At 62.5% G+C, this 12,355-nt stretch carries 14 protein-coding genes; 10 read left to right on the forward strand and 4 right to left on the reverse strand.

All coding sequences use genetic code 11. The features are described 5' to 3' along the window. From cyoC to MESAU_RS12840, 7 genes are all read left to right on the forward strand, one after another. Positions 1-627 (forward strand): cytochrome o ubiquinol oxidase subunit III, encoded by a 627-nt coding sequence (gene cyoC, locus MESAU_RS12810; protein ID WP_015316465.1) that lies wholly within the window; start codon positions 1-3, stop codon positions 625-627. After that, the gene (cyoD, locus tag MESAU_RS12815; RefSeq protein ID WP_015316466.1) at positions 624-1,001 is read left to right on the forward strand and encodes a cytochrome o ubiquinol oxidase subunit IV; all 378 of its coding nucleotides are present in this window, start codon (positions 624-626) and stop codon (positions 999-1,001) included. The genes cyoC and cyoD overlap by 4 nt, the downstream gene beginning before the upstream one ends. Next, positions 998-1,804, forward strand: a complete 807-nt coding sequence (locus MESAU_RS12820) for an SURF1 family protein (RefSeq protein WP_015316467.1) — start codon at positions 998-1,000, stop codon at positions 1,802-1,804. Before cyoD ends, MESAU_RS12820 begins: the two co-directional genes overlap by 4 nt. After that, complete coding sequence (locus MESAU_RS12825) at positions 1,801-3,153, forward strand: ATP-binding protein (RefSeq protein ID WP_015316468.1); 1,353 nt, start codon at positions 1,801-1,803, stop codon at positions 3,151-3,153. Before MESAU_RS12820 ends, MESAU_RS12825 begins: the two co-directional genes overlap by 4 nt. Next, on the forward strand, positions 3,143-3,679 hold the full coding sequence (locus MESAU_RS12830) for a response regulator transcription factor (RefSeq protein WP_015316469.1): 537 nt from the start codon (positions 3,143-3,145) through the stop codon (positions 3,677-3,679). Before MESAU_RS12825 ends, MESAU_RS12830 begins: the two co-directional genes overlap by 11 nt. Before the next feature lie 229 nt (positions 3,680-3,908). Next, complete coding sequence (locus MESAU_RS12835) at positions 3,909-4,517, forward strand: cysteine hydrolase family protein (RefSeq protein WP_015316470.1); 609 nt, start codon at positions 3,909-3,911, stop codon at positions 4,515-4,517. A 78-nt stretch (positions 4,518-4,595) separates the two neighbouring features. After that, positions 4,596-5,858: a DUF763 domain-containing protein gene (locus MESAU_RS12840; protein ID WP_015316471.1), complete on the forward strand. Its 1,263-nt coding sequence runs from the start codon at positions 4,596-4,598 to the stop codon at positions 5,856-5,858. Between the two features lie 7 nt (positions 5,859-5,865). On the opposite strand, the gene MESAU_RS12845 is transcribed toward MESAU_RS12840, so the two are convergent. Both MESAU_RS12845 and MESAU_RS12850 read right to left on the reverse strand, forming a co-directional pair. Next, positions 5,866-6,066 (reverse strand): KTSC domain-containing protein, encoded by a 201-nt coding sequence (locus MESAU_RS12845; RefSeq protein WP_015316472.1) that lies wholly within the window; start codon positions 6,064-6,066, stop codon positions 5,866-5,868. 70 nt (positions 6,067-6,136) lie between these two features. Further along, the gene (locus MESAU_RS12850; RefSeq protein WP_015316473.1) at positions 6,137-6,574 is read right to left on the reverse strand and encodes a GFA family protein; all 438 of its coding nucleotides are present in this window, start codon (positions 6,572-6,574) and stop codon (positions 6,137-6,139) included. A gap of 167 nt (positions 6,575-6,741) precedes the next feature. On the opposite strand from MESAU_RS12850, the gene MESAU_RS12855 reads away from it, so the two are divergent. Beyond that, the gene (locus tag MESAU_RS12855) at positions 6,742-7,353 is read left to right on the forward strand and encodes an alpha-ketoglutarate-dependent dioxygenase AlkB (protein ID WP_015316474.1); all 612 of its coding nucleotides are present in this window, start codon (positions 6,742-6,744) and stop codon (positions 7,351-7,353) included. A gap of 160 nt (positions 7,354-7,513) precedes the next feature. Here MESAU_RS12855 and MESAU_RS12860 read toward each other — a convergent pair whose 3' ends face one another. Both MESAU_RS12860 and MESAU_RS12865 read right to left on the reverse strand, forming a co-directional pair. After that, a complete protein-coding gene (locus MESAU_RS12860) occupies positions 7,514-8,407 on the reverse strand; it encodes a DUF1236 domain-containing protein (protein WP_015316475.1) in 894 nt (297 codons plus the stop codon). A 123-nt stretch (positions 8,408-8,530) separates the two neighbouring features. Then, positions 8,531-9,316, reverse strand: a complete 786-nt coding sequence (locus tag MESAU_RS12865; protein WP_015316476.1) for an SDR family NAD(P)-dependent oxidoreductase — start codon at positions 9,314-9,316, stop codon at positions 8,531-8,533. A 98-nt stretch (positions 9,317-9,414) separates the two neighbouring features. Here MESAU_RS12865 and uxuA point away from each other — a divergent pair, with 98 nt between their 5' ends. Then, positions 9,415-10,599 carry a mannonate dehydratase gene (gene uxuA, locus MESAU_RS12870; RefSeq protein ID WP_015316477.1) on the forward strand — a complete coding sequence of 395 codons (1,185 nt, stop codon included), beginning with the start codon at positions 9,415-9,417 and terminating at the stop codon, positions 10,597-10,599. A 319-nt stretch (positions 10,600-10,918) separates the two neighbouring features. Then, positions 10,919-12,265, forward strand: coding sequence for an NAD(P)/FAD-dependent oxidoreductase (locus MESAU_RS12875; protein WP_015316478.1), 1,347 nt, complete (start codon positions 10,919-10,921; stop codon positions 12,263-12,265). The last annotated feature ends 90 nt before the right edge of the window (positions 12,266-12,355 follow it).

The raw sequence follows: 12,355 nt of genomic DNA on the forward strand, positions 1-12,355 counted from the left end.
ATGGCATCGACAGCAATCACAGCCGGCACCGAACCGGTGTTTCACCTGGAAGAGGAGCATGCGCACGCCGAAGGCGGCTCCACCATGCTCGGCTTCTGGCTCTATCTCATGAGCGACTGCCTGATCTTCGCGATGCTGTTCGCCGCCTATGGCGTGCTTGGCGGCAACTACGCGGCCGGGCCGGCACCCAAGGACCTGTTCGACCTCGATCTGGTGGCGGTCAACACCGCCATGCTGCTCTTCTCGTCGATCACCTATGGCTTCGCCATGCTGACCATGGACAAGGGTCGCGTGGGGGCGACGCAAGCCTGGCTCGCCGTCACCGGCCTGTTCGGCCTGGCGTTCCTGTCGATCGAGCTCTATGAATTCTCGCACATGATCCATGAAGGCGCGACACCGCAGCGCAGCGCCTTCCTGTCGTCTTTCTTCACCCTGGTCGGTACGCACGGCCTGCATGTCACCTTCGGCATCGTCTGGCTGGTGACGCTGATGACCCAGGTTGCGAGATTTGGCCTCGTCGAGGCGAACCGCCGCCGGCTGATGTGCCTCTCGATGTTCTGGCACTTCCTCGACGTCGTCTGGATCGGCGTCTTCACCTTCGTCTATTTGATGGGAATGTTGCGATGAGCGCTCATGATCATGCCGAGGGTCACGGCCACGCCCATGGTGGAGCAGCACACGGATCGTTTCGGAGCTATCTGACCGGCTTCATCCTGTCGGTGATCCTGACCGCCATCCCGTTCTGGCTGGTCATGAGCGGCGCCATCGACGACAAGCAGGCGAGGGCCATCGTCATCATGGCCTTCGCGGTCGCGCAGATCGTCGTCCACATGGTCTTCTTCCTGCATATGAACACCACCTCGGAAGGCGGATGGTCGATGCTGGCGCTGATCTTCACGCTGATCCTGGTCGTGATCGTACTGACCGGCTCGCTCTGGGTGATGTATCATCTCAACGCCAACATGATGCCGGGGCTGCACGACATGCGCGAGATGCCATGAGCCCGGTTGCGGGCTCTGGGAGAACCAACACCGAGGCGACGGGCATCGGTCCGCGGCCCGCGTCGCAAGAGGGCGCCGGCCGGTCGTCTGCATCGCGCCTTGTCCTTGTGCTGCTCGGGCTCCTCGGCGTGCTGGTGTTTGTCGGGCTCGGCATATGGCAGCTGGAGAGGCGGGCCTGGAAGCTCGACCTGATCGCCCGTGTCGCCCAACGCATTCATGCCCCGGTTTTCGAAGCGCCTGGCCCGGAGAGCTGGAACGGCATCACCGCGGCCCGCTACGAATACAGCCATGTGCGATTGGCCGGACGCTTCCTGGGCGGCGCCAACACGCTGGTCCAGGCGGTGACGGAGCTTGGCGGCGGCTATTGGGTGCTGACGCCGATGCGGACCGACAGTGGTTTCGTCGTGCTGGTCAATCGCGGCTTCATTCCCCCGGAGCGCAAGGCCGAGTTCGGACAAGAGAGCGGCGGCTCAACCGCGCCGGCCATCATCGATGGACTGTTGCGCATGAGCGAGCCAGGCGGTGGCTTCCTGCGCAAGAATGACACCACGGGCAATCGCTGGTATTCGCGGGATGTCGCTGCCATCGCAACCGCGCGCGGCCTGACGGATGTCGCACCCTATTTTGTCGATGCTGAGGCATCCGGCATCGACGGCTGGCCACGCGGCGGGCTGACCGTCGTGACTTTCCGCAACAGCCACCTCATCTATGCTTTGACCTGGTTCACGCTCGCTGCGATGCTTGCCCTCGCCTTGGCCAGGCCGATGACCGGCCGCCCCCAGCGGCAAGGACCAGCAAGATGAGCGTTCCCACGCAAGCGCTCCGCCGCGACAAATCGCTGGTGACGGCGTCCCTTGCCGCCAACAATGGCGCGGTACCAAATCCCGAAGCAACGAATAGGAAGAACTTGTTCCTGCTCATCCAACTGCGTTGGCTGGCGGTGGCGGGTCAGGTGCTCACCATTCTGGCGACACAATACTGGTTCGAGATCCCGCTGCCGCTGGCGAAGATGGCCGGCGTGGTGCTTTTCCTGGTTGGCCTCAACATCTTCAGCTTGCTGGTCCTGCGCGGTATCAGGCCGATCACCAACACCCAGCTCTTCGTCGCGCTCATCTTCGACATGGCGGCACTGACGACGCAGCTTTACCTGAGCGGCGGCGCGTCCAATCCGTTCGTATCGCTCTACCTTCTGCAGATCACGCTCGGCGCGGCACTGCTGACCCCAAGGTTTACCTGGATCCTGGTGGCGGCCGCGTCGGCCTGCTTTGTCTTCCTCATCTTCCTTTTCCAGCCGATCGCCATCCCGCATCATGGCGGCAGCGATCTCCTGTCCCTGCATATCAGGGGCATGTTCATCTGCTTCGTGCTGGCCGCCGGCCTGATCGTGATCTTCATGACGCGCATCGACCGCAACCTGCGCGAACGTGATGCCTATCTCGCCGACCTGCGCCAGCGCTCGGCCGAGGAGGACCACATCGTGCGCATGGGCCTGCTGGCCTCCGGCGCCGCGCACGAACTGGGTACGCCGCTTGCCACGATATCCGTCATCCTGTCCGACTGGCGCCAGATGCGCACCCTTGCACGCAACCGCGAACTGGCGGCCGACATGGCCGAAATGCGTGCGCAGATCGAGCGCTGCAAGCGCATCGTGTCCGGCATTCTGATGTCTTCCGGCCAGGCCAGAGGCGAGGGAACGATACGCACCACCATTCGCGGTTTCCTCGACGATCTGGTCGAGGAATGGCGCATCAGTCGCCAGCCATTCAAGCTGGAATACACGAACAACTTCGACCCGGACGAGCAGATCGTGTCCGACACGGCGTTGAAGCAGGTCATCTTCAACGTGTTCGACAACGCCCAGGAAGCGTCGCAGGCTTGGGTCGGCGTCACCGCCGAGCGGCAGGACGACAAACTGGTGATTGCCGTAAGCGATCGTGGGCCGGGTTTCGACGAGACTATTCTGGCAGCGCTTGGCCAGCCCTATATGTCGAGCAAGGGACGGCCAGGGGGCGGTCTTGGTCTTTTCCTTGTCATGAATGTGGTCCGGAAACTGGGAGGCGATTTTTCCGCGCGCAACATGGAGCAGGGCGCCTGTGTTACGCTTTCGCTGCCGCTCGCGGCGTTGACCGACGGAGATGATCATGAGGCCTGATAGATCCCTCTTTATCGTCGAGGACGACACGACCTTCGCCAAGACGCTGAAGCGCTCCTTCGAAAAGCGCGACTACGACGTCATGGTCTGCCACGACAGGGAAGCCTTGCTCGACGCCCTCGAAAAATCCGTTCCGGCTTATGCCGTCGTCGATCTCAAGCTTGGGGCCGGCGGTTCCGGGCTGGAGTGCGTCAAGCTGCTCAGCGCCCGCGATGCGTCGATCAGGATCGTCGTGCTGACAGGGTTTGCCAGCATCGCCACGGCGGTCGAGGCGATCAAGCTCGGCGCCAGCCACTACTTGGCCAAACCCGCCAACACCGATGATATCGAAGCCGCCTTCGGCCGTGCCGAGGGCGACATTTCCGTACCGCTTTCCAGCCGGCCCACCTCGATCAAGAACCTGGAGTGGGAGCGCATCCACGAAACGCTGGTCGAAACCGGCTTCAACATCTCCGAAACGGCCCGCCGGCTTGGCCTGCATCGGCGCACCCTGGCCCGCAAGCTCGAGAAGCGTGTGGTGAGATAGCGGGAAGGTCCGGTGAGCCGCGGTGCCGCTCTCGGCACAGCCTTGGAAAAGGACCGCCCCATAGCTCCGACAGTTTTATGCAAGCGCCTCCGTTCACCGCGGCGGAGACGCTGGCCACCCGCGTCGGTTCCTGCCGGCGGCTCAGGAACGAGTTCCCGCATGCGGCGTTGCGTATCCGGATGGCAGTGCCGGAAGTCATGAGAACGCACCGCCGGTCGGAGATGCGTTGATGTCGATGCCAGGCTTGGCTTATGGCCCATTGGGCGACCGGTGCATGCATGTCTGTGTGGATATGCAGAAGCTATTTGCCGAACCGTCGCCTTGGGCGACGCCTTGGATAACCCGTGTCCTGCCTCAAATTGAGAGGCTGGTCGAAAGGCGTGCGGAACAGACGGTCTTCACGCGCTTCCTGCCTGCGCAAAGGCCGGGGCAAGGCGCTGGTACATGGAAACGCTATTATGAGCGCTGGGCCTCCATGGCGATCGACAATATCGGGCCGGAGATGATCGAATTGTTGCCGGCGCTCGCCGCTTACTGTCCGCCGGCGGCAGTCATCGACAAGCACATCTATTCCCCCTGGTTCGAAGGGCGCCTCAGGGCCTTTCTGATGGAACGCGAGATCGACACGCTGGTCGTCACGGGAGGCGAAACCGATGTGTGCGTCCTAGCCACCGTGCTCGGCGCCATCGATTTCGGCTATCGCGTGGTGCTCGTCACCGACGCATTGTGCAGCTCTTCCGACGCAACGCATGACGCGCTGCTTACCGTCTATCACCAGCGCTTCGCGCAGCAGGTCGAGACAGTCGAGATGGAAACGGTTCTCTCGAACTGGACTTGACGCCAGTGTAGCGTCAGCCTTCCCTGCGGGGTCTGTAGTGCTTATCTGTCCCAATCGCGGACATTGGAGCAGGCAAACGTGGCGCAACGATCGGGCAGTGCTGATCTTCCCCTTCACGGTGGACGCGTGCCGAAATGGCTGGGCGACCGCATGACGCGTCTCGGTGCCGTCATGTGCGAGGCGATCATCCATCACTATGGCCGCAACGAATTGCTGCGGCGTCTGGCGCATCCGTTCTGGTTCCAGTCCTTCGGCGCGGTCATGGGCATGGATTGGCATTCGTCCGGCATCACCACCAGCGTCGTCGGCGCCTTGAAACGCGGCCTCACGCCGCTGTCGGGCGAACTCGGTATCCACGTCTGCGGCGGCCGTGGAGCGCATTCGCGCAAAACCCCCCACGAGCTTGCCGCCATTGGCGAGCGCATCGGCTTCGACGGAGCCCGCCTTGCAACCGCAAGCCGGCTTGTCGCCAAGGTGGACAGCGCCGCCGTTCAGGACGGGTTCGATCTCTATCTGCATGGCTTCATCGTCACCGACGACGGCGACTGGGTGGTGGTGCAGCAAGGCATGAACGGTGACAGCAAGGTGGCGCGCCGCTATCATTGGCTGTCCGAAGGTTTGAAGAGTTTTGTCGACCAGCCGCATGCCGCCATCGAAGGCGCCAACCAGGGCGAGATCGTCAACCTGACCGACCGCCGCGCCGAAGCCTCGCGCCAGGGACAGCTTGATCTCCTCCAGGATCTTGGGCCGGACCGCATCCTTCGGGAGTTCGCCGCGCTGGAGCCCGGTACGGCACCGGCTCCGGTGCAGCCCCTGCTGCCGCATCTGATCATGCCGGCTCATCACGACGTTCGCGAAAGCGACGTCGTGATGCATCGCCTTCATGGCAACATGGCCGCCGCCGCGGAGCGAGGTCCAGCCGATTTTGCCGAGCTTCTCCTGGTTCCGGGCGTAGGCGCCCGCACGGTGAGGGCACTCGCTCTCGTTGCCGAAGTGGTGCATGGCGCGCCTTGCCGATTTTCGGACCCGGGTCGTTTTTCGCTGGCGCATGGCGGCAAGGACAGGCATCCGTTCCCTGTACCGCTCAAGGTCTATGACGAGACGATCGGCGTGCTGAAGTCCGCCGTGCAAAAGGCCAGGCTCGGTCGCGAAGAGGAAATCGGCGCCCTGAGGCGGCTCGACCATCAGTCGCGGCAGGTCGAGCGATACGTCACGGGTCCCAGCCTCAAGGAAATTGTCGCCGGCGAATTCGACCAGTCGCATCTGCTTGGCGGCCGCAGTGTCTTTGGTTGGGAACCGGCGCCGGATGAGTTGAGCGCCGACGAGAACAGGAAGGCGTGACGGGGCATCACGCCACGCGACGGTACCTGTGGTGGTCCTTGATGAATTTATTGAAGAAGCGGCCTTTCGAAGGAGCGCGCATGAACGCCGCATAGGTAGCCGGGGCGACGTCCTCATAGTCATAGCGGTTGCCGTGCGGCACGAACCAGACCGAGAGGATCCTGGTCGCGGGATCGTATTGCGTGTTTCGAATGACGGTCGATGGCATGCTGGCACCTGACGGCTCAGCCAAATAACCCGCCAGGCGTGGTGCGGTTCCGTGCCGCCATCCGACATTGCTACCTGTCGCTTGGGTTGCCGAACTTCGCATCGCGTTTCCTCGAATATCGATCGATGCGCGGCAGCTTGTCGGCAAAGTCGACCCAAGGCAGCCTGAGGTCCCAATAGGCATGGGCCTGTGGCCGCAGCCCTTCGGGTTTGTCGAAGAATCCGATCGTCAGATAAAGCTCGTCCGGCAGCCCTTCGTCGCTATAGCCTATCGAACTCCCGCAGTCGGGACAGAAAGTGCGGATAACACCCGGCGTCTTGGAAAAGGCCTTTGGCGCCCCCCTCAAAAGATTGAATTGGCTCGGCCGATACCCGACCCAGACGGTGAGTGGACTGCCGATGGCCCGTCGGCAATCGTCATCGTGATCGTAGCATATCCAGAAAGGCTCACCGTCCATGGTGGCGGCGATCGCCCCGCAAAAGCAGGCCCCGGTTTCAACGCGCGGCATCCGGCACTCCAAGGCTAGAACGTGCCCGGCGGCCCCCGACGGAACCGCCGTTGCTAAACTTTCACGCTCCTCCCGCGGTTCCGTTGCGCCGGTTTTGGGACGTATCCAGGGCGGGCAAGCGCGGTTCCCATATTGCCTTGTGGTCCGGCCTTCACCATCTAGGCAAAATGTCGCCGCTCAAACCGAAAACAGCCGGCCGTGTGGCCCAGCACGATCTCTTCGGTGCCGCTCAGGATGATCTGCCGGAGGGTTTCGCCTACCAGACCGGACTGATCACGCCACAGGACGAAATCGAACTCGTCCATCATCTAGAGGCACTGCCCTTCAAGGCCTTCGACTTCCATGGCCATCTGGCAAACCGGCGTGTCGTCGGTTTTGGCCTTCGCTACGATTATGACCGGCGCGAGGTGGTCGAGGCACCGCCGATACCTGATTTTCTGCTGCCCTTGCGCGAAAAGGTCGCGGCTTTTGCGCGCCGGCCGGCCGAAACCTTCGCGCAGGTCTTGATCAACGAGTACCGGCCCGGCGCCGGTATCGGCTGGCACCGCGACAAGCCGCATTTCGAGGATGTCGCGGGCGTTTCGCTGCTGGCGCCCTGCGATTTTCGCCTTCGGCGCAAGAATGGGTCTAAATGGGAGCGTCGGACCATCACTGTTGAGCCGAGATCGGCCTATCTCATGACGGGGCCGTCGCGGTCGCAATGGGAGCACAGCATCCCGCCGCTTGCCGAGCACCGCTACTCGATTACCTTGAGGACATTGCGGCCTCGCAATCCCTGAGCATGCGCAGAGGTTTGCACGGGAAGTTCCGCATCATCTCGCCATAGTGCTCAACCCGACCCGCGTACAGCGGGGCGGGTTGAACGATCCTGTGCTCTAACTCTTTGTTTTTACGCAATTCCGAACGGAAAACCGCTACGCACTTTTCCCTGGAATTGCCCTAGGTCAGCACCAGCACGATTTTGTATGTATCCGGATCGACGATCACGATCCGGCCGTCGGCGAGAACGAAATACTCGTACGCCTCGTAGGCCGGAACGATCTTCACGATGCGAGCCGGCAAGCGATGCAGCCTGACCTTGTGCCGCGGAACTTCGATGCCGACGGAGACGTCGAAGTCGACGTTCGTGACCGGCTCGACCTTGGTTTCCCTGATCACATGAGTGATCTGGGTCTTCTGTTCAACCGTCACATTGTTGATGGAAGCGGTCGAGGTCTTGTCCTGCGTGGAGGCCTTGCCTTGGGCCTGCTGATCGGTCTGGACCTTTGTCTTGTCCTGAGCCTGCTGATCGGTGGTGGTGCCGGCCTTGCCCTGTGCCTGCTGATCGGTCTGGACCTTTGTCTTGTCCTGAGCCTGCTGATCCGTTGTGGTGCCGGCCTTACCCTGTGCCTGCTGGTCGGTCTGGACCTTGGTTTTGTCCTGGGCCTGCTGGTCGGTCTTGGTGCCAGACTTACCCTGTGCCTGCTGGTCGGTCTGGACCTTGGTTTTGTCCTGGGCCTGCTGGTCGGTCTTGGTGCCAGCCTTGCCCTGCGCCTGCTGGTCCGTCTGGATCTTCGTCTTGCCCTGGGCCTGCTGGTCCGTGGTGGTGCCGGCCTTGCCCTGGGCCTGCTCCTCTGTCTTGGCCTTGGTCTTGTCCTGAACCTGCTGATCAGTCTGGGACTTGGTGCCCTGTGCCTGCTCCTTCATCTTCGAGCCCTTCTGGCAGTTGGTCGTGCCGGAAGCGCAATTTGTGTCCGCTCCTGATTGGCTATCGGCGGGCTGCTGCGTCTGAGCCATCGCCGTCCCGCAGCCTAGCCCGATCGCCAGCATGCTGGTAATGAGAACATGTTTCATAGGAAATCTCCTTCGGAGAGTTCGTCCCTTCAAGGGGTAAAACTTCGGCCAAAAAAGATTGTTCCGAACTGGCTGCGTTAATGCACCGCTCCCGATGGGACCCCGAGATCGATCTTCACGGTCTTACTTCACGCCGATACCGGCGGTGAGGCCGCCATCTATCTTGTAGTCGGCGCCTGTGCAGAAGCCGGCCTTCGACGAGCACAGGAAAGCGATGAGTTCCGCCACTTCCTCCGGTTCGCCGATGCGGCCGAGCGGATGGGCCGCGCCGAAGCGCCTGTAGGCCTCTTCCACGTCGGCATCGCTGCCGCCGTCGTCACGCGCGGCCTTTTCGAGGATCGGTGTGCGGATCGAGCCCGGGCTGACCGAATTGACCCTTATGCCGGACGCGGCATAGTCGAGTGCCAGCGAACGCGTCAGCGTATGAATGGCGCCCTTGGTCGTGGCATAGGCGGCAACGTTCTGCTGACAGGCGAAACCCTGCACCGAAGCGACGTTGACGATGGCGCCGCCGCCACGCTTGATCATTTCCGGGATGCCGAAATGGGCGGTCAGATAGATCGAGCCGACATTGATCGTCATAGCCCGGTTCCACGTTTCCCAGTCGGTTGTCGTCGCCGTTCCGTAGGGATGCACCGCCGCCGAATTGACGATGACGTCTATGCCGCCGAATTTCGCCACGCCGGCCACGACCGCGTCGCGAACCTGCTCGGAAACGGAGACGTCAACCGTTTGCACCAGCGCATCGGCTCCGGACTTGGCGAGGCTTTCCCGCATGGCGGCGTTGGCCGCGCTGTCGATCCCGCAGGCGACGATCGCGGCGCCCCCAGCCGCCAGGCGTTTGGCGGCTGCCAGGCCGATACCGGTCGTTCCTGTCACCAATGCCACCTTGCCGTCAAAATCCTTCATCGCGGAAGCTCCTTCATTGCTATCGAAACCGGCTCTCAGTTTGACACTCATCGTGGTCAAACAATAGGTTGCCCGTCTCTCGCAGAAAGGAAGTGGCCATGGAACAGTGTTGGCGTTGGTACGGTCCCGATGATCCGGTGACGCTTGAACATGTCAAACAGGCTGGCGCCACCGGCGTGGTTTCAGCGCTTCACCATATCTATGATGGCAGGGCCTGGCCTGAGGCCGATGTGCTCGAACGCAAGCGCATCATCGAGGCGGCTGGGTTGACCTGGTCGGTCGTCGAGAGCATTCCGGTTCACAATTCCTTCAAGATCGGCGCGCCGGAGCGCGAGCGCTATGCCGGCTATTATCGCGACAGCATCCGCGCGCTCGCGAAGGCCGGAATCCAGACGATCTGCTATAATTTCATGCCTGTGGTCGACTGGACTCGCACCGACCTGGCCTACCGGCTGCCGACGACCGGTTATGCCTTGCGCTTCGACGCCATCGACTTCGCTGCCTATGATCTCTTTGTCTTGCAGCGCAAGAACGGCGCGGCAAGCTATACGCCGTCACGTATTGCCCAGGCCGAGGAGCGCCTGAAGGCGCTGACACCGGAGCAGATCGGCCAGATCGAGCGCAATCTGATCGCCGGCCTGCCGGCTACGGAGCGTAGCTATAACAGGGACAGTTTCCGCGAGGCGCTGGCGGAATACGACGCGATTGGGCCTAAGGAACTGCGCGACAATCTTGCCTGGTTCCTGCGCGAGATCATCCCGGCGGCCGAAGAGGCGGGTGTGCGTATGTGCATCCACCCCGACGATCCGCCCTTCTCGCTTTATGGCCTGCCGCGCGTCGTTTCGACGGCCGAGGATGCGCGTTTCATCCTCGAGACGGTCGACAGCCCGGCCAATGGTTTGACGTTCTGCACCGGCTCCTACGGTACGCGCGCCGACAACGACATTGTCGCCATGGTCAAGGAATTCGCCGACCGCATCCATTTCGTCCATCTGCGCAACATCACCATCGAGGAGGACGGTTCGTTCTACGAGGCCGAGCATCTCGAGGGCGGCACCGACATGGCGCATGTCATCCTCGCTTTGATGCAGGAAGAGAAGCGCCGTCGCGGAGAAGGCCGAGCCGACTGGCAAATTCCGATGCGACCCGATCATGGCCATCTGCTTGCCGACGACATCGGCAAGAAGAAGATCAACCCCGGCTATTCGCTCATCGGCCGGCTGAAAGGCCTCGCGGAACTGCGCGGCATCATGCGTGCGGTGGAGCGGTTCGGGCTGGCCTGAAGTCATCGGGCGGCAAGCTATCGTTTGCGATCTTTCGCCGAAATGTCGCGACAGGTCTGAGCGAGCGCTTCGCTTCGTCCGGCATTCGCGTGCCCTAGCCACCCGATTGTCGATGAAGCCAGGGCTGCCCTACGACGAGAAGCGGCCTCGACGGGTGGTCAACAATTTCATCGAGCTGGCACGCAAATTTTCGAGGTCGGTCGTGTAGTGCTCGTCGGCGCACTTCATGCTTGGCCAGTGTCCGATGAAAGCGGGCGACTTTCGCGCCACTGGGACCAGCCATCGGCGCGGGGCACGCTTATGAAAAAAGGACAGTCCTTTGACGATCTTCCCTTTCACCGAAGCCAGTCCGATCCAGTTCCAGGCGCCGCTGCCGAAGACGTCGGATGTGGTCATTGTCGGCGGTGGCATCATCGGCGTGACCGCGGCTTTGTTCCTGGCCCGTCGCAACATACCGGTGACCTTGCTGGAGAAGGGACGCATCGCCGCGGAGCAGTCCTCGCGCAACTGGGGCTGGATTCGCCAGCAGGGCCGCGACGCGGACGAATTGCCCATCGTCATCGAAGCGCAGCGTCTCTGGCGCCAACTGGCCGAGGAGTGCGGCGAGGACATAGGCTTGACGCAGACGGGCGTGACCTATCTTGCGCGGACCGACAAGGAGATGGCCGGTTTCGCCAAGTTCCTGAAGATCGCCGAGGCCCATGGCGTCGACACGCGCCTCCTCGACCAGGGCGAGACCGCCAAGCTGATCCCGGCCATGTCGCGCCCGTTCAAGGGCGCCATGACCACGCCGTCGGACATGCGTGCCGAGCCCTGGGTCGCCGTGCCGGCGCTTGCCCGCCTGGCCGCTCGCCAGGGTGTCACAATCATCGAGAACTGTGCGGCACGCATGCTCGACATCTCAGCAGGGCGCATCAGCGGTGTCTGGACCGAACGAGGCCGCATCGCCACCTCGAACGTGCTTGTCGCCAGCGGCGCCTGGACGTCGCTGTTCCTGCGCGCGCATGGCGTCTCGATCCCGCAGCTCAGTGTCCGCACGACCGTCGCGGCGACCGCGCCTATGCCAGAAATCCATGCCGGCGCTGCCGCGGACGAACGCATCGCCTTCCGGCGTAGAAAGGACGGCGGGTACACGCTCGCGGCGGGAGGCAGCCACCTGCTCTATGTCGGGCCGGATGCATTGCGTCACGCACCGAAATACCTGCCTGCCCTGAAGGCAAATCCTTTCGGCACGCGCTACCTGCCGGCGGCGCCGCGTGCATATCCGGACAGCTGGTCCACCCCGCGCAAATGGGATGCCGACAAGGAAAGCCCGTTCGAACGCATGCGCGTTCTCAATCCTGCCCCGGAACCCAGGGCCCTTCGCGCCATCGATCATGGGTTCAAGGCGCTTTTTCCGCAATTCGAGGCGGTGCCGCTCAGGGCAAGCTGGGCCGGCATGATAGATGCGATGCCGGATGTCGTGCCTGTGGTCGATCGCGCCGTGACGGTCGATGGCCTCGTCATCGCCACCGGGATGAGCGGCCATGGCTTCGGCATAGGGCCTGGCATGGGCCGCGTCCTGTCCGACTTGATCCAGGGCAACGAGACTGGGCACAACCTTCACAGGTTCCGTCAATCCCGGTTCAGCGACGGCAGCCCTATCCGGATGGGACCATCGCTTTAGGCGAAATTGCCCTGACGCCGGTTGGGGCGGCAGGTCAGGTCGGGCGACCTGATTGTAAGCTTTCGAGAGGTTGTCCATTTGGACCGGACC

The sequence above is a fragment of the Mesorhizobium australicum WSM2073 genome (assembly GCF_000230995.2).
GTDB classification, from domain to species: domain Bacteria; phylum Pseudomonadota; class Alphaproteobacteria; order Rhizobiales; family Rhizobiaceae; genus Mesorhizobium; species Mesorhizobium australicum.

Coding starts and splice junctions, on each gene's coding strand:
- cyoC (WP_015316465.1), top strand. CDS start 1: ATGGCATCGACAGCAATCACAGCCGGCACCGAACCGGTGTTTCACCTG.
- cyoD (WP_015316466.1), top strand. CDS start 624: ATGAGCGCTCATGATCATGCCGAGGGTCACGGCCACGCCCATGGTGGA.
- MESAU_RS12820 (WP_015316467.1), top strand. CDS start 998: ATGAGCCCGGTTGCGGGCTCTGGGAGAACCAACACCGAGGCGACGGGC.
- MESAU_RS12825 (WP_015316468.1), top strand. CDS start 1,801: ATGAGCGTTCCCACGCAAGCGCTCCGCCGCGACAAATCGCTGGTGACG.
- MESAU_RS12830 (WP_015316469.1), top strand. CDS start 3,143: ATGAGGCCTGATAGATCCCTCTTTATCGTCGAGGACGACACGACCTTC.
- MESAU_RS12835 (WP_015316470.1), top strand. CDS start 3,909: ATGTCGATGCCAGGCTTGGCTTATGGCCCATTGGGCGACCGGTGCATG.
- MESAU_RS12845 (WP_015316472.1), bottom strand. CDS start 6,066: ATGCCATCGACCGTCATTCGAAACACGCAATACGATCCCGCGACCAGG.
- MESAU_RS12850 (WP_015316473.1), bottom strand. CDS start 6,574: ATGCCGCGCGTTGAAACCGGGGCCTGCTTTTGCGGGGCGATCGCCGCC.
- MESAU_RS12855 (WP_015316474.1), top strand. CDS start 6,742: ATGTCGCCGCTCAAACCGAAAACAGCCGGCCGTGTGGCCCAGCACGAT.
- MESAU_RS12860 (WP_015316475.1), bottom strand. CDS start 8,407: ATGAAACATGTTCTCATTACCAGCATGCTGGCGATCGGGCTAGGCTGC.
- MESAU_RS12865 (WP_015316476.1), bottom strand. CDS start 9,316: ATGAAGGATTTTGACGGCAAGGTGGCATTGGTGACAGGAACGACCGGT.
- uxuA (WP_015316477.1), top strand. CDS start 9,415: ATGGAACAGTGTTGGCGTTGGTACGGTCCCGATGATCCGGTGACGCTT.